The following is a 15,737-nucleotide window of genomic DNA, read 5'->3' as shown; positions in this document are numbered from 1 at the left end:
GGGAGTTAGCCTTCAGCTCAGGCCACTTTTTCCAGTAGCAACCCCTTCAAATACTCTCCTTCCGGGAACGCCGCCAGCATCGGATGATCGGTTCCCGCCGACAGCCTGCGCAGGATGCGCGCATCCGCCCGAGCATCGGTCACCGCGCCGGCGACGATCTTCTGGAACAGCTCCATGCTGATCGCTCCCGAGCATGAGTACGTGAACAGCAGCCCGCCCGGGCGCAGCAGCTGCGTGCCGACCAGATTGATTTCCTTGTAGGCGCGCGCGGCACGGTCGATATGCTGCGCCGACGGCGCGAACTTGGGCGGGTCCAGCACGATCAGGTCGAACTGGCGGCCCTCGGCGCGGAATTCGCGCAGCGTCTTGAACACGTCGGCATCGAGCCAGGTCGCGCGCTCCGGATCAAACCCGTTCAGCGTCACGTTGCCCGCGGCGATCTTCAGCGCCTCGCCCGAGGAATCGATCGATGTCACCGAGCTGGCCCCGCCGCGCAACGCCGCCAGCGAAAAGCCGCCGGTATAGCAGAAGCAGTTGAGCACCTCGCGCCCTTCGGCAAGGTCGCCCACCAGCTTGCGGTTGTCGCGCTGGTCGACATAGAAGCCGGTCTTGTGGCCGTTGCGCACGTCGACGTAATAGCGCACGCCGTGCTCGGTCACGGACAGTGCCGGATCGGGCTCGGCGCCGGCGAGCACGCCGGTCACCAGTTCCAGCCCCTCGCGCTGGCGCACGGCGGCGTCGGAGCGCTCATAGACATTGGGACAGCCGGTCTCCTTGACCAGCGCCTGCACGATCGCGCTCTTCCAGTGCTCGACGCCGGCGGAATTGAACTGGCACACCAGCTGGCCCGTGGCGCCGCTGCCGTAGTAGTCGACGATCAGGCCGGGCAGGCGGTCCGATTCACCGAAGATCAGCCGCACGGCGTCGCTGTCCCGCACCCACTGGCGCCGGTAGGCAATGGCCGCCGCCACGCGACGCTTGAACAGCGCGTGGTCGACCGGCTCGTTCTCGTCGAAGGTCCATACCCGTGCGCGGATCTGCGATTCGGGGCTGTAGGCGGCCTTGGCCAGGAAGCGGCCGTCGGCGGCGCGCACGATCACGGTGGCACCCGGCTCGCAGCGGCCTTCGGTGGTGGCGATGCCGGTGGCATAGATCCACGGGTGGCGGCGCAGCAGGGATTTTTCCTTGCCGGGTTTCAGGGTGATGGTGTTCATGTTGGTATGGGAATTGGCATGCCGGAGCGGACAATCGCCAGGGCTGCGGAAGGCTCCCCTCTCCCGCCTGCGGGAGAGGGGAGCAAACAGGGCGGGAAAGAAACGCCGGCGCGTTACAGCACCACCTTCACCATCGGATGCGAAGTCAGCGCCCGGTACAGGTCATCCAGCTGCTCGCGGCTGGTGACCCATACCGTCACGGTCAGGCCCAGGTAGTTGCCCTTGCTCGACGGGCGCATTTCCATCTTGCCGGCGTGGAAGTCCGGATCGAACTCCTGCACCAGCGCGACGATGGCTTCGGCGAAGCCGTCCTGCATCGCGCCCATCACCTTGATCGGGAAATGGCTCGGGTATTCGATCAGCGACTGCTCCGGCAGAATATCGCCGGGCTTGTTGCCGCTGCCTTGGTTGTCGGTCGTCATCTCGGATTCTCCGGCGCGAGGCCGGCGCGCCGCGGGGCGCACCGGCTCGCGCGCATTCAGGTCACTTGCGCTTGAACCACAGGCGGATGGTGTCCCACAGGCGGCCGAAGAAGCCGGCCTCGGGCACCTCTTCCAGCGCCACCACCGGGAATTCGGCCACCTTGTTGTTGCCGTCCATCAGCTTGACCATGCCCACCTGCTGGCCCGCCGAGATCGGCGCGATCAGCAGTTCCTGGCGCTCCAGCACCGGCTTTAGGCGCCCGCCCGTGCCCTTGGGCACGGTGACGAAGGTCTCGTTCTGCACGCCGATCTTGACCGTGCCGCTCTTGCCCTTGTAGATGTCCGGCGTGGCCAGCACCTGGCCCTTGTCGTACAGGCGCAGCGTGTCGAAGAACTGGAAGCCGTAGTTGAGGATCTTCAGGCTTTCCTGGGTGCGCACCTGTTCGGTGGTGGTGCCGATCACGATCGAGATCAGGCGGCGCGAGCCGTCCGGCACGTTGGCCAGTGGCCGCTTGGCCGACGAGATCAGGCAGTAGCCGGCCGACTTGGTGTGGCCGGTCTTGACGCCGTCGACGGTCGAGTCGATGTACAGCAGGCGGTTGCGGTTGGGCTGCCTGATCTTGTTATAGGTGAACTCCTTCTGCGAGTACATGCTGTAGTACTCGGGGAAGTCCTTGATCAGGCGCGTGGTCAGCGTCGCCAGGTCGACCGCGGTGGTGTAGTGGTTGGGGTCGGGGATGCCGTCGGTATTGGTAAAGTGGGTGTTCTTCATGCCCATGCGCTGGGCCTCGCGGTTCATCATCGCGACGAAGCCCTCTTCCGAGCCGCCGACGGCCTCGGCCAGCGCCAGCGCGGCGTCGTTGCCCGACTGCACGATCAGGCCCAGCAGCAGGTCCTGCACCGTGACCGGCTTGTTAGGCTCGATGAACATGCGCGACTCGTCGCTTTTCACCTTGAGCACCAGATTGGTCGGCACCACCGCCTGGTCCAGCGTCAGGCGCTTTTCCTTGAGTGCCTCGAACGCCAGGTAGGCGGTCATCAGCTTGGTCAGCGAAGCCGGCTCGATGCGCGCATCGGCGTTCTGCGAGGCCAGGGCCTGGCCGCTGGTGACGTCATACAGCATCCACGACTTGGCTGCGACCTGCGGCATCGGCACGCCCTGCGCCAGCACGGCGGCGGGCGCGGTAGCCAGCACGATGGCGGCGGCGATGGCGGCGGGAGCAAAGGCGGACGAAAGGCGTGTCGTGGCTCTATTCAGCATGTTTCTGTTTTCCGACAGTAAGAAGGTGGCGCGGGAAGTTCCGGGACGGCGGCGTGCCGGCCTTACCGGTCCCACGCATTGACGACGAGCTGCTTGATCAGGTGCAGCTTGCGGTGAAAGAAATGGTCGGCGCCGGGAATCACGATCACCGGCAGTTCCTGCGGGCGGGCCCAGTCGAACACGCTGGCCAGCGGCACGGTGTCGTCCTGTTCGCCATGGATCACGATGGTGTCGGCCGGCACCTGCGCGACTTCCCAGCGGCTGGCGGCGGTGCCCACCAGCACCAGGCGCTGCACCGGGGTGCCGGCCTCGGCCAGGCGGCGCGCTACGTGGGTGCTGACAAAGCTGCCGAACGAAAACCCGCCCAGCGCCAGCGGCAGCGTCGCCGCCTGCGCCGACCACGCGGTCTGCTGGCGCATCCAGGCCGCCACGGCGAGCAGGTCGTCCTGTTCGCCGATGCCGTTGTCATGCTCGCCGGCGGTTGCGCCGACGCCGCGGAAGTTGGGGCGCACGGTGGCATAGCCCAGCTGCACGAAGGCGCGCGCCAGCGTCTGCGCGACCTTGTTGTCCTTGGTGCCGCCGAACAGCGGATGCGGATGTGCCACCAGCGCCAGGCCTCGGGGCTCGCCTTGCGGCAGGTCCACCGACACGTCGATCGCGCCGACGGGGCCGGCGATGGAAAGTACCTGGGTATGCGCGTTCATAGGGCGGTCTGGAGCGATCAGGAGGCCGGCTGGCTCAGGTGGGAAACTCAGGCGGGAAATCCCGGGGCAAAAATGAAAAAACCGTCCGGCGTGCGGGCGGCGGGGTCTGGCATCGGCGCTGCGGCATCGGCAGCGCCGCGGACTTCGTTCTCGTTCAGCGGTCCACCATCAGCGGTCCACCATCAGCCGCTCGACCGGCTTGCCCTTGAGCAGGTGGCTGTCGATGATTTCATCGATGTCATGCTCGTCGACATAGGTGTACCAGATGGCCTCGGGGTAGACCACCAGCACCGGGCCGAGTTCACAGCGGTTCAGGCAGCCGGCCTTGTTGATGCGCACGCGGCCTTCGCCGCCGGCGATGCCCAGTTCCTTGCAGCGCTTCTTGGCGTATTCCTGCATGGCCTTGGCGTTGTAGTTGGCGCAGCAGTTCTCGCCGGCCTCGCGCTGGTTCAGGCAGAAAAAGACGTGGTGCTGGTAGTAGCTGCGCATGCGTACGGTGTGAAGTCGGCCCCGGACGGCGGCAGGGCCCGACGGCATTGAACGGAAGCTCGGAATTATACGGCGTTGCGAGCGCCAGGCCGCGATACGCGGCAGGTTTGCGCACGCCGCCGTTCACCGCAGCCGCCACCAGGTGGCGCCTCGCGCACCCTGCGCCCGCCGGCCATTCCGGATCGCCGGAGCCGAGCCGTCCGGGATTCCGGAATCCCGGAGGCCCCGCCCGCGCCCGCCGCCGCCCTTTCCTTGTGAATCAACCAGTTAGCGATACCGGTTGGACTGGCATGCCGGTTGCGAATTCCCGTCCCGGAACGCGCCGCAACCGTGACGGCGCGCGCCCGCGCGGACCCGCCCGGGTACGGTCAACACCGAGGACGACATCATGAGGAAACCCTTCTACAAGATCCTGTACGTGCAGGTCCTGTTCGCCATCTGCATCGGCATCCTGCTCGGCCACTTCTGGCCCGACACCGGCGTCGCCATGAAGCCGCTGGGCGATGGCTTTATCAAGCTGATCAAGATGATCATCGGCCCGATCATCTTCTGTACCGTGGTGACCGGCATCGCCGGCATGAGCGACATGAAGAAGGTCGGCCGCGTCGGCGGCAAGGCGCTGCTGTACTTCGAGGTGGTGTCGACCTTTGCGCTGCTGATCGGGCTGGGCGCCGCGCATCTGCTCAAGCCGGGCGTGGGCTTCAACATCGATCCGGCCACGCTCGACACCAAGGCCATCGCCCAGTACGTGTCGAAGGCGCACGGCCAGAGCACGGTCGAGTTCCTGATGCACATCATCCCCGACACCGTGTTCAGCGCCTTCGCCAACGGCGACATCCTGCAGATCCTGCTGGTGTCGCTGTTCTTCGGCGCCGCGCTGGCGGTGCTGGGCGAGCGCGCCCGCATCGTGGTGCAGCTGATCGAGCAGGTCTCCAAGGTGTTCTTCCACATCGTCCACGTGATCACCAAGGTGGCCCCGATCGGCGCCTTCGGCGCGATGGCGTTCACCATCGGCAAGTACGGCCTGGGCTCGCTGGTGCCGCTGCTCAAGCTGATCGGCACCTTCTACTTCACGGCTATCGTGTTCGTGCTGGTGGTGCTGGGCACGATCGCGCGCATGACGGGCTTCAGCATCGTGCGCTTTATCTCGTACATCAAGGAAGAGCTGCTGATCGTGCTGGGCACCAGTTCGTCCGAGGCCGCGCTGCCGCACATGATGGAAAAGCTGGAGAAGCTGGGCTGCTCCAAGTCCGTGGTGGGCCTGGTGGTGCCGACCGGCTACTCGTTCAACCTGGACGGCACCAACATCTACATGACCATGGCGGTGATCTTCATCGCCCAGGCCACCGGCATCGAGCTGACGCTGATGCAGCAGCTGACCATCCTGGCGGTGGCGATGATCACCTCCAAGGGCGCCAGCGGCGTGACCGGCTCGGGCTTCATCACGCTGGCGGCGACGCTGGCGGTGGTGCCGACCATCCCGGTGGCGGGCATGGTGCTGATCCTGGGCATCGACCGCTTCATGAGCGAGTGCCGCGCCCTGACCAACATCATCGGCAACGGCGTCGCCACGGTGGTGGTGTCGGCGTGGGAACGCGAGCTGGACCGCAAGCGCCTGGCGCGCGTGCTGCAGCACGGTGCCGGCGACGATGCCGACACGCTTGGCGAAGCCGGCCAGCGCGCCGCCTGAATCGGCCGCGCCCGCGGCCGCAACTACGGCCGCCCCCGCGCGCGCGGCTGCCCTCGCCGCGCGCCTGCGGGTATCATCGGCGCGACACCCCTCGCGCGCGCCGATGCCACACTCCGACGACTTTCTCGCCGTGCATGACCCCGCCGCCACCCGCCCGGTGCACGCGCCGGCGGCCGGCAGCGGGCGCTGGTGGGGCTTTGCCGTCGCCCTTGCCGCGGGCCTGCTGCTGCTGTGCGCGCTGACCTGGCTGGTCTCGGTCCAGCGCGGCCTGGCCAGCCTGCAGCAAGGCACCGCGACGCGCGCCGACCGCTACGCCGCCACGCTCGAAAGCACGCTCGACCGCTACGAGTTCCTGCCCGCGCTGGTGTCGCTGCATCCGTTCGTGCGCGAACTGCTCGCCGCCCCCGGCGACGCGCAGCGCGTCGCCGCCGCCAACCAGTACCTGGCCGAGGTCAACCGGCGCGCGCATGCGTCGGCCACCTATGTGATCGCCGCCAACGGCATTGCGCTGGCGGCCAGCAACCACGGCCAGCCCGGCAGCTTCGTCGGCACCGACTACCGCTTCCGCCCCTACTTCCAGACCGCCGCGGGCGGCAGGATGGGACGCTTCTACGCCATCGGCATTACCAGCGACGAACCCGGCTACTACCTCGCGCAGCCGATCGAAGCCGGCGGCAAGGTCATCGGCGTGACCGTGGTCAAGCTCAACCTGGAGTGGTTCCAGCGTGCCGGCAGCGGCGCCGAGCCGCTGATGGTCAGCGACGACCACGGCGTGATCTTCCTGTCGTCGGTGTCGGCGTGGCAGTACCGCACGCTGCGCCCGCTGCCGCCGGCGCTGCGCGCGGAAATGGATCGGACCCGCCAGTACCACGGCCGCGCGGTGACGCCGCTGCCGCTGGAGCCGCTGGCATCGCCGCTCACGCGCTGGCTGGCCGACACCACGCTGGCGCACGGCGCGCGCCTGGTGCGCGTGCGCGACGAGGCCGCGGCCGGCCGCACCACCTTCGCGCCGGACGGCGCCGGGCGCGCCGACCGCTATCTGGCGCTGAACCGCACCGTGGGCCCGGCCGGCTGGACCATGCAGGTGATGGCGCCGCTGGACCCGGTGCTGGCCAACGCGCGCAACGCCACCGTGGCTGCGGCGCTGGGCTATGCCTGCATCTGCCTGCTGCTGGTCAACTGGCGCCAGCGCCGCCAGCGCGCGCGCGACATGCAGTACAGCCGCCGTTTGCTGGAGGCTGCCTACGACCAGCTGGAGCGCCGCGTCGAGGCCCGCACCGCCGACCTGATGGCGATCAACGAAAAGCTGGAAGACGAAGTGGCCGAGCGCACCCGCGCCGAAAGCGAGCTGCGCGCGGCCCAGGACGAGCTGGTGCAGGCCAGCAAGCTGGCCGCGCTGGGACAGATGGCGGCCGGCATCACGCATGAGCTGAACCAGCCGCTGGCGGCGCTGCGCACGTTCTCGGACAACACCCGCGTGCTGCTTGAGCGCGGCCAGCTGGCCGCGGCCGAGGGCAACCTGACGGCGATCGCCGACCTGACCGAGCGCATGGGCAAGATCACCGGCCAGCTCAAGCTGTTTGCCGGCAAGGCCCGCCCGGTGCGCCGCCCGGTGGCGCTGCGCGCGGCCGTCGAGCACGTGCTGGCGCTGCTGGCGCCGCGGCTGGGCGCGGTCACGGTCAGCGTCGCCGGGCTGGATGCGGTGCCAGGCCTCGCCGTGCGCGCCGACGAGCTGAAGCTGGAACAGGTGCTGCTGAACCTGCTCGGCAACGCGCTCGATGCGATCGCCGCGGCCGCGCCGGCCGCTCCGGCACACGGCCGCATCGACCTGGAAGTGCAGGCCGGCGAGCACGCCGTCACCATCGTCGTGCGCGACAACGGCACCGGCATCGCGCCGGAAGCGCTGCCGCGCCTGTTCGAACCCTTTTTCACCACCAAGGAAACCGGCCAGGGGCTGGGCCTCGGGCTGGCGATCTCGTCGTCGATCGTGCGCGAGTTCGGCGGCCAGCTCAGCGTCGCCAATGTCCCCGGCGGCGGCGCGCAGTTCACGCTGGTGCTGGCGCGCGCGCCGGCCGTCGATCCGGCGCCATCGGTTTCCGCGTCCTGATGAGTATTGCCATGCAAGATGGTCTGCGTGTCCTGTTTGTCGAAGACGAGCCGCTGGTGCGGCAGGCCACCGCGCAAAGCCTGGAACTGGCCGGCTTCCGGGTGCTGGCGCTGCCCTCGGCCGAGGCCGCGATCCCGCACCTGCACGGCGCCTTTGCCGGCGTGGTGGTGACCGACGTGCGCCTGCCCGGCGCCAGCGGGCTGGACCTGCTGCAGCACTGCCGCAACGCCGCGCCCGGCGTGCCGGTGATCCTGGTGACCGGCCACGGCGACATCACCATGGCGGTGCAGGCCATGCGCGAGGGCGCCTATGACTTCATCGAAAAGCCCTTCGGCGCCGACCGCCTGACCGACACCGTGCGCCGCGCGCTGGAACGGCGCGCACTGGAGCTGGAAAACCAGGCGCTGCGCCGCGAACTGGCGGGGCCCGCCGCCGGCACGCGCATCATCGGCCGCTCGCCGGCGATCGAGCAGGTGCGCGCGCTGGTGGCCAATGTCGCGCCCACCGACGTGCCGGTGATGATCAACGGCGAGACCGGCACCGGCAAGGAACTGGTGGCGCGCAGCCTGCACGCGCTGTCCGGGCGCGCCGAGGGGCCCTTTATCGCACTGAACTGCGGCGCGGTGCCCGAGGCCATCTTCGAGAGCGAGATGTTCGGCCACGAGGCCGGCGCCTTCACCGGTGCCGGCAAGCGCCGCATCGGCAAGCTCGAGCATGCCTCGGGCGGCACGCTCTTCCTCGACGAGATCGAAAGCATGCCGCTGGCGCTGCAGGTCAAGCTGCTGCGCGTGCTGCAGGAGGGCTCGCTGGAGCGGCTGGGCTCGAACGCCTCGGTGCAGATCGATGTGCGCATCGTCGCCGCGGCCAAGGGCGACATGGACGCGCTGGTGGCGCAGGGCACGTTCCGCGAAGACCTGTATTACCGGCTCAATGTCGTCACCATCGCGCTGCCGCCGCTGCGCGAGCGGCGCGAGGACATCGTGCCGCTGTTCGAGCATTTCTCGCTGGTGTCGGCGGTGCGCTACCAGCGGCCCGCGCCGCTGCTGTCCGAGGCGCAACGCCAGGCGCTGGCCCAGCGGCCGTGGCCGGGCAACGTGCGCGAGCTGCGCAATGCCGCCGACCGCATGGTGCTGGGCGTGCCCGAGGGCGGCCAGGCCGGCGCGCAGGCGGCGGGCCCCGACGAAACCGCGCCGCTGCGCGAGCGCATGGAGCACTTCGAGCGTGCCGTGATCGCCGACGCGCTGGCGCGCACCGGCGGCGCGGTCAGCCAGGCGGCGGACCTGCTGCAGGTGGGCAAGGCCACGCTCTACGACAAGATCAAGCGCTACGGGCTGTGATGTCATGCGCGGTTCATGTCGCTGCCACGGCGCCGTCACATTGGCGGCCTATGCTTCGTGTGCGGCTGCGGCATTGGCAGGTGCCCGCCGTGTGTATCAGTCTTCGTGGTAATTGATGGCCCCGCGCATGCGGGGCGTTTTTTTTGCGCGCTTGGGTCGGATCTGGCGCCGCCGCGCCGCTTCACACCCGCCACACATTGCCCTCACCCCGGCTGGCCAGACTGGAGCCCTTCGCTCTCCGGACAACGCCATGCCCTCCTTCGACTACGACCTCGTCATCGCCGGCGCCAGCTTTGCCGGTGCCGCCTGCGCCCTGGCCGCCGCGCGCGCCGGCCTGCGCGTGCTGGTGCTGGAACGCAAGACCGATCCGGGCGACAGGCTCCACACCACCGGCATCCTGGTCAAGGAAGCCATCGAACAGACCTGGATGGGCCAGGCGCCGGCCGACTGCGTGCATCGCGTCGAGCAGGTGCGGCTGTACTCGCCGCGGCTGCGCAGCCTCGACCTGCGCGCGCCTGGCTACTACTTCCACACCACCGACACGCCGCGCCTGATGCGCTGGCTGGCCGCGGAGCTGGTGCGCCACCGGGTCGAGCTGCGGCTGGGCCAGGCCTTCATCGGCGCGGTGCCGCGCCACGGCGGCTGGCATGTCACGGGCGCGGGGCATACGCGTTATCTGGTCGGCGCCGATGGCGCGCAGTCGCGCGTGGCGCAATGCGCCGGGCTGGGGCGCGTGCACAGCTTTCTGTACGGCGTGGAATATGAATTCCCCGGACTGGCCTTGCCCGAGCCGAACGCGCTGCACTGTTTCATCACGCGCCGCTTCGCGCCCGGCTATATCGGCTGGATCGCGCAGAACCCCACTGGCGTGCAGGCCGGGCTGGCGCTGCGCTACCTGCCGCGGCGCGGCCGCGCGCCGGACCTGGACGGGCTGCTGGCGCACGTGCGCGAACGCGCCGGCCTGCCGCAGCTGACGCGGCCGGCGGCGACGCGCGCCGGGCTGATCCCGTGCGGTGGGCCGGTGTGGCCGCTGGCTCGCGACGGCGCGATCCTGACCGGCGATGCCGCGGGCATCGTGTCGCCACTCACCGCGGGCGGCATCCACCATGCCTTTGCCCACGGCGAAGCGGTCGGCGACGCAGTGGCCGCGCACCTGCTGCGCGGCGGCCCGGCGCCGGAAGCCGTGGCCAGCGCCAGCGCGCCGCGCTTTCGCGCCAAGCGCGCGCTGCGCTGGATGTTCGAGCGCTTCCAGTGCGACTGGCCATTCGACCTGATGCTGTATTCGCCGCCGCTGCGCCGGGCCGCCGAGCAGATCTATTTCCACCAGCGCGGCGCGGAAGCGGCGCCTCCCGCGGCGCCGGCGCGCGCGGCGGCCCGCGGCTGAGCGGCTAGAATGCCGGGCATGGAACAACCGCGCATCCTGGTGGTGGAAGACGAGCAGGCCATCGCCGACACCATCCTCTATGCCCTGCGCACCGACGGCATGCTGGCCGAGCACTGCACGCTGGGCGGCGACGCGCTGGCTTGCCTGCGCGCCGCGCGGGCCGACCTGGTGATCCTGGACGTGGGGCTGCCGGACCTGAGCGGCTTCGAGGTCTGCCGCACGCTGCGCACCTTCAGCGACGCGCCGGTGATCTTCCTGACCGCCCGCCATGAAGAGATCGACCGCATCGTCGGGCTGGAGATCGGCGCCGACGACTACGTGGTCAAGCCGTTCTCGCCGCGCGAGCTGGCCGCGCGCGTGCGCGCCATCCTGCGCCGGGCCCGCGCCGCCGCGCCGCCGGCAACGCCTGGCGCGGCGGCCGGCTTCACGCACGACCCGGACGGCGCCCGCCTGGCCTACCACGGCCACTGGCTGGCGCTGACGCGCTACGAGTACCTGCTGCTGGCCTGGCTGGTGGCGCATCCGGGCCGCATCTACTCGCGCGCGCAGCTGATGGACGGGGTCTGGGCCGGCGCGCTCGACACCAGCGACCGCACCGTCGACACCCATGTCAAGACCCTGCGCGCCAAGCTGCGGGAGGCGTCCCCCGACGGCGCCGAGCGCATCCGCACCCATCGCGGCATGGGCTATTCGCTGGAGCCCTGAGCGCGCGCCATGCACATCGGCCTGCGCATCTTCTTCGGCTTTTTCCTGATCGTGGGCCTGGCCACGGTGCTGACGCTGCGCGTGTTCGTGCAGGAGGTCAAGCCCGGGGTGCGCCAGGCCATGGAAGACACGCTGATCGATACCGCGCACGTGCTGGCCGCGCTGGCCGCCGACGACCTCAAGGCCGGGCGCATCGCCGACGGCGCTTTCGCCCGGCATATGGCGGCGCTGCGCGAGGTGCCGGTCAATGCCGAGGTCTCGGGGCTGCACAAGGACAGCATCGGCTACCGCGTCTACGTCACCGATGCCGGCGGCATCGTGCGCTTCGATTCCACCGGCACCGACGTGGGCCGCGATTATTCGCGCTGGAACGACGTCTACCTGACCCTGCGCGGCAAGTACGGCGCGCGCAGCACGCGCGCCGACCCCGCCGACGAGGCCAGCACCGTGATGCACGTGGCGGCGCCGGTGCGCGATGGCGAGCGCATCATCGGCGTGCTGACCGTGGCCAAGCCCAATGCGGCGATGGCGCCGTTTATCGCGCGCAGCCAGCGCAAGATCCTGCTCTACGGCGGCCTGCTGATCGGCACCGCCTGCGTGATCGGGCTGGCCTGCACGCTGTGGCTGGTGCATGGACTGAGCCGCCTGCGCGGCTACGCGCGCGCGGTGGCGGCCGGCGAGCGCGCCGAGATGACGCTGCGCGGCGCGGGCGAGCTGGCCGAACTGGGGCGCGCGGTGCAGGGCATGCGCGAGCGGCTGGAAGACAAGCAGTATGTCGAGCACTACATCCACACGCTGACGCACGAGATGAAGAGCCCGCTGGCGGCCATCGGCGGCGCGGCGGAGCTGCTGCAGGAAGAGATGCCGGCGGCCGACCGCCAGCGCTTCGTCGCCAATATCCGCACCCAGTCCGGACGGCTGGAAACCATGATCCGCAAGCTGCTGGCGCTGGCCGAGGTGGAACAACGGCAACGGCTGGAAACCCGCGAGCCGGTGCGGTTGGGCGAGCTGCTGGCGCAGCTGTGCGCAGAACTGGAACCGCGCGCGCGGCAGCGCGGCGTGGTGCTGCGGCTGGAGCCGGCGCCAGGCCCCGACGTGGTGGCGGGCGACCCGTTCCTGCTGCGCCAGGCCATCGCCAACCTGCTCGACAACGCCATCGACTTCGCCCCGCCGGGCACCCCGGTCACGGTGCGGCTGGAGCGCCGCGGCGACGCACTGGCCATTGCCGTGGCCGACCAGGGGCCCGGCATTCCCGACTACGCGCTGCGGCGCGTGTTCGAGCGCTTCTACTCGCTGCCGCGCCCGTACGGTGCGGACAAGAGCACCGGCCTGGGCCTGTGCTTTGCGCGCGAGGTGGCAACGTTGCATCATGGCGACGTGACGCTGGCCAACCGCCCGGACGGCGGCGCGCTGGCCGAGCTGGTCTTGCCGGCGGCCTGGCGCCCCGCGCCGGCCGGACCGGCATAGACTGGGGCTTCTAACGTGACCGCGCTGAAACTCCCTATAATCGAACGACCGTTCATTTAGGGCACTTCCAATTGCCCGCCAGTAGTTCAGGAGACACCATGCCCGCCGCCAAGCAACTGCCCCAGGCCCTGCAGAACCTGGCCCTGCCCGTGATTGCCTCGCCCATGTTCATCGTCAGCTACCCGGAACTGGTGCTGGCGCAGTGCAAGGCCGGCATCGTCGGCTCGTTCCCCGCGCTCAATGCGCGCCCGGCCGAGCTGCTCGACGAATGGCTGACCCGGATCGGCGACGAACTGGCCGCCTTCAAGGCCGCCAATCCCGGCGCACCGGTGGGCCCGGTCGCGGTGAACCAGATCGTGCACGCCTCCAACGCGCGCCTCGAGCATGACATCAAGGTCTGCGTCGAACACAAGGTGCCGATCTTCATCACCTCGCTGCGCGCGCCGCCCAGGGAGCTGATCGACGCCGTGCACAGCTACGGCGGCATCGTGCTGCATGACGTGATCAGCATGCGCCATGCCGAGAAGGCGATCGAATCCGGCGTCGACGGCCTGATCCTGGTCGCGGCGGGCGCCGGCGGCCATGCCGGCATGCTGTCGCCGTTCGCGCTGGTGGGCGAGGTGCGCAAGATCTTCGACGGCCCGATCGCGCTGTCGGGCTCGATCGCCACCGGCGAGGCCGTGCTGGCCGCGCAGGCCATGGGCGCCGACTTTGCCTACGTCGGCACGCGCTTCATCGCCTCGCAGGAGGCGCACGCGGCAGAGACGTACAAGCAGTCGATCACCAGCTCGGCCGCCGCCGATATCGTCTACACCAACCTGTTCACCGGCGTGCACGGCAACTACATCCGCGAAAGCATCAGCAACGCGGGCCTGGATCCGGACAACCTGCCGATGGCCGACAAGAGCAAGATGGACTTTTCCAGCGGCAGCTCCAAGGCCAAGGCATGGAAGGATATCTGGGGCGCAGGCCAGGGCGTGGGGCAGATCCACGACATCCCCAGCGCCGGCGAGATCGTCGCGCGCATGAAGGCGGAGTACGATGCCGCCAAGGCGCGACTCGGGATTTCGCGCTGACCGATCCATCACCGGGGCCGCTTAGCGGCCCTTCGTTCGACCATTGCCCCCTTCCGGCCCTGACCTTTCGCCCGATCCTGAAGCGGTGCTGAGCCACCGCCAGCGCGTGCTGCGCGCCGTCTGGGTGGCGCTGGGCGGGCTCTGCCTGCTGCTGGGCGTGATCGGGATCTTCCTGCCGGTGCTGCCGACCACGCCATTCGTGCTGCTGGCGGCGGCGTGCTTCGCGCGCGGCTCGACGCGCTTCCATGAATGGCTGATGGGACATCCGCGCTTCGGGCCGCTGGTCAGCGACTGGCAGCGGCATCGGAGCATCCCGTTCAAGGCGAAGTGCCTGGCGCTGTCGATGATGTGGCTGTCGATGGGGACCACGGCGTGGGTGCTGCGCGGGCGGCCGCTGGTGTCGGCGGCGTTGCTGGCTTGTGCGGTGGGGGTCAGCGTGTGGATGATCCGGTTGCCGACGCGGCCGGAGGATGGGAAGACTTGACTGTGGTCGATAGTGGCGACTGACTTCGTTGACGCTTCGGCCCTCTCCCCCGGCCCCTCTCCCGCTAGCGGGAGAGGGGCCGGGGGAGAGGGCCGGCGCATGATCAGCGTCGCGCCCGTCAGCCGCCACTGGTTTCAATCGTACTTGCGTGCATCCTCGATCAGCCGCCCGTCCTGCGGCAACGACCCCGCCGCCACGAACGCCACCTCGCCTCTTAGCCGCATCACCTCGCGCAGCGACTCCGCCACCGCGCGCTGCAGGTCGGCGTCTTCTCGCGTGGCCTCGCAGCGCAGCGTCATCACGTCGGCGCCCGGATCGCCGGTCACCACCAGCCGCGCGGCGCGGATTTCCGGGTGGCGGCGCAAGACGTCGGCCACCTGGCCCGGATGCACGAACATGCCCTTGACCTTGGTCGCCTGGTCCGCGCGCCCCAGCCAGCCCTTGAGCCGGATATTGGTGCGCCCGCACGGGCTCGGACGCCGCGAGGACTCCGCCACCACCGCCGACAGGTCGCCGGTGCCGAAGCGGATCAGCGGATAGTCGCCGTTGCCCAGCACCGTCACCACCACCTCGCCGGTCTCGCCTTCGGGCATGGGGCGCGAGCCGCCGGGCTCGACGATCTCGACCAGCACGCCCTCGTCCACCACCCAGCCGTCGCCGCCTTCGGTTTCATACGCGATCAGGCCGACATCGGCGGTGCCGTACATCTGCTGCACGCGCACCCCGCGATCCCGGAACCAGTTGCGCAGCGACGGCGGCAGCGCCTCGCCCGAGACCAGCGCCTTGGCCAGGCTGGTGCAGGGCGTGCCGAGTTCATCGCCGCGCTCCAGCAGCAGCTTGAGGAACGACGGCGTGCCGGCATAGGCGGCCGGCTGCAGGCTCGCCAGCGCCTGCACCTGCGAATCGGTCTGGCCGACGCCGGCCGGGAACACGCAGCAGCCCAGCCGGTGGGCGCCGCTTTCCATCATCATGCCGGCCGGCGTGAAGTGATAGGAGAAGGTGTTGTAGACCAGGTCGCCGGCGCGAAAGCCGGCGGCGTGCATGGCGCGGGCGGTGCGCCACCAGTCGGCGTCGTGGCCGTCGGGCTCGTGGATCGGGCCGGGCGACTGGAACACGTGGCGCAGCTTGCCCAGCGGCGTCGCGTTGAGCCCGCCCAGCGGCGGCAGCGCGCGCTGGCGTGCGCTCAGGTCGGACTTGCGCGTCACCGGCAGTTGGGCCAGTGCCGCGCGCGAAGTCAGCAGGCGCGGATCGACGCCATCCAGCAGTTCGGCAAAGTAGGGCGCTTGGTCGCGCGCATGGGCCACCTGGCGTGCCAGGGCGGCAAGGAGCGCCTGCTCGCGGACTTCCGGCGCGCGGGTTTCGAGCGGATCGAAGTGTTCTGGCATGGTCAATGCTGC

The 15,737-nt window shown here is 69.7% G+C and carries 14 protein-coding genes; 8 read left to right on the top strand and 6 right to left on the bottom strand.

Going from position 1 to position 15,737, the window contains the following annotated elements; translation table 11 throughout:
* Positions 1-17: 17 nt before the first annotated feature.
* The 5 genes from MKD50_RS10755 to MKD50_RS10735 form a co-directional block, all read right to left on the bottom strand.
* Positions 18-1,214: a class I SAM-dependent rRNA methyltransferase gene (locus tag MKD50_RS10755; protein ID WP_252667123.1), complete on the bottom strand. Its 1,197-nt coding sequence runs from the start codon at positions 1,212-1,214 to the stop codon at positions 18-20.
* Between the two features lie 113 nt (positions 1,215-1,327).
* On the bottom strand, positions 1,328-1,636 hold the full coding sequence (locus MKD50_RS10750) for a YbeD family protein (RefSeq protein WP_252667122.1): 309 nt from the start codon (positions 1,634-1,636) through the stop codon (positions 1,328-1,330).
* Positions 1,637-1,697: 61 nt separating this feature from the next.
* The gene (locus tag MKD50_RS10745) at positions 1,698-2,897 is read right to left on the bottom strand and encodes a D-alanyl-D-alanine carboxypeptidase family protein (RefSeq protein WP_062796514.1); all 1,200 of its coding nucleotides are present in this window, start codon (positions 2,895-2,897) and stop codon (positions 1,698-1,700) included.
* 62 nt (positions 2,898-2,959) lie between these two features.
* Complete coding sequence (locus MKD50_RS10740) at positions 2,960-3,601, bottom strand: alpha/beta hydrolase (protein WP_012351581.1); 642 nt, start codon at positions 3,599-3,601, stop codon at positions 2,960-2,962.
* A gap of 168 nt (positions 3,602-3,769) precedes the next feature.
* On the bottom strand, positions 3,770-4,090 hold the full coding sequence (locus tag MKD50_RS10735; protein WP_012351580.1) for a (2Fe-2S) ferredoxin domain-containing protein: 321 nt from the start codon (positions 4,088-4,090) through the stop codon (positions 3,770-3,772).
* A gap of 388 nt (positions 4,091-4,478) precedes the next feature.
* Between MKD50_RS10735 and MKD50_RS10730 the strand changes: the two genes are divergently transcribed.
* The 8 genes from MKD50_RS10730 to MKD50_RS10695 all read left to right on the top strand — a co-directional run bounded on the left by MKD50_RS10730 (position 4,479) and on the right by MKD50_RS10695 (position 14,340).
* Complete coding sequence (locus tag MKD50_RS10730) at positions 4,479-5,780, top strand: dicarboxylate/amino acid:cation symporter (protein ID WP_092307412.1); 1,302 nt, start codon at positions 4,479-4,481, stop codon at positions 5,778-5,780.
* Between the two features lie 103 nt (positions 5,781-5,883).
* Positions 5,884-7,887, top strand: a complete 2,004-nt coding sequence (locus MKD50_RS10725) for a sensor histidine kinase (RefSeq protein ID WP_252667121.1) — start codon at positions 5,884-5,886, stop codon at positions 7,885-7,887.
* Between the two features lie 11 nt (positions 7,888-7,898).
* Positions 7,899-9,224: a sigma-54-dependent transcriptional regulator gene (locus MKD50_RS10720; protein WP_115679231.1), complete on the top strand. Its 1,326-nt coding sequence runs from the start codon at positions 7,899-7,901 to the stop codon at positions 9,222-9,224.
* 250 nt (positions 9,225-9,474) lie between these two features.
* Entirely contained in the window at positions 9,475-10,608 is a 1,134-nt protein-coding gene (locus tag MKD50_RS10715; protein ID WP_252667120.1) for an NAD(P)/FAD-dependent oxidoreductase, read from the top strand.
* Positions 10,609-10,617: 9 nt separating this feature from the next.
* Positions 10,618-11,313 (top strand): two-component system response regulator CreB, encoded by a 696-nt coding sequence (gene creB, locus MKD50_RS10710; protein ID WP_277343476.1) that lies wholly within the window; start codon positions 10,618-10,620, stop codon positions 11,311-11,313.
* A 9-nt stretch (positions 11,314-11,322) separates the two neighbouring features.
* A complete protein-coding gene (creC, locus tag MKD50_RS10705; RefSeq protein ID WP_115705611.1) occupies positions 11,323-12,780 on the top strand; it encodes a two-component system sensor histidine kinase CreC in 1,458 nt (485 codons plus the stop codon).
* A 98-nt stretch (positions 12,781-12,878) separates the two neighbouring features.
* Positions 12,879-13,856: an NAD(P)H-dependent flavin oxidoreductase gene (locus MKD50_RS10700; RefSeq protein ID WP_252667119.1), complete on the top strand. Its 978-nt coding sequence runs from the start codon at positions 12,879-12,881 to the stop codon at positions 13,854-13,856.
* An 85-nt stretch (positions 13,857-13,941) separates the two neighbouring features.
* Entirely contained in the window at positions 13,942-14,340 is a 399-nt protein-coding gene (locus MKD50_RS10695) for a YbaN family protein (protein WP_115705607.1), read from the top strand.
* A gap of 134 nt (positions 14,341-14,474) precedes the next feature.
* Here MKD50_RS10695 and MKD50_RS10690 read toward each other — a convergent pair whose 3' ends face one another.
* Positions 14,475-15,725, bottom strand: coding sequence for a phenylacetate--CoA ligase family protein (locus MKD50_RS10690; RefSeq protein WP_252667118.1), 1,251 nt, complete (start codon positions 15,723-15,725; stop codon positions 14,475-14,477).
* Between the last annotated feature and the right edge of the window lie 12 nt (positions 15,726-15,737).

Origin of the sequence: Cupriavidus mimosae (assembly GCF_023952485.1) — a bacterium.
GTDB classification, from domain to species: Bacteria; Pseudomonadota; Gammaproteobacteria; order Burkholderiales; family Burkholderiaceae; genus Cupriavidus; species Cupriavidus taiwanensis_C.
The sequence above is the reverse complement of the archived record's forward strand: the minus strand, read 5'-3'. Positions and strand labels throughout refer to the sequence as shown.